Raw genomic sequence first — 433 nt, 5'->3', positions numbered from 1 at the left:
GTCGATGGACCTTACCCATGTCGTCGATCCGGTCGATTCCCTGAAAATCTCGCGGCTGCGCATCCAGAATTCCGGCTCGGTGCCGGCGCGGCTGCGTGTCTATGCCTATGCCGAATGGGTGCTCGGCGGGCATCGGTCGCGCACTGCGGCAACCATCGTCCCGTCGCGGGATGCCGCCAGTGGGGCGCTGCTCGCACAAAACCCCTACGGGCTGGATTTCGGCGAGCGGGTTGCGTTCCTGGCGGCCGACGGCGGCGTCCATTCGGTGACGACAGACCGATCGGAGTTCCTGGGCCGGCATGGCTCCAGCGAGCTACCGCAGGCGGTGCTGAGCGGTGCGGCGCTGTCTGGCCGTGTCGAGGCCGGCGACGATCCGTGCGCGGCGATTGCCCGCGACGTCGAGATCCCGGCAGGCGGCGACGTGACGCTGCTC

At 68.8% G+C, this 433-nt stretch carries 1 protein-coding gene; it reads left to right on the top strand.

All coding sequences use genetic code 11. The features are described from left to right. On the top strand, positions 1–433 hold a 433-nt coding region (locus tag EN884_RS38235; protein WP_164895529.1), incomplete at both ends, for a hypothetical protein.

It is taken from the genome of Mesorhizobium sp. M7A.F.Ca.AU.001.01.1.1, from assembly GCF_004022735.1.
Classification (GTDB): Bacteria; Pseudomonadota; Alphaproteobacteria; order Rhizobiales; family Rhizobiaceae; genus Mesorhizobium; species Mesorhizobium ciceri.
Note: the sequence above shows the minus strand (reverse complement) of the source record. Positions and strands in the feature narration are given on the sequence as shown.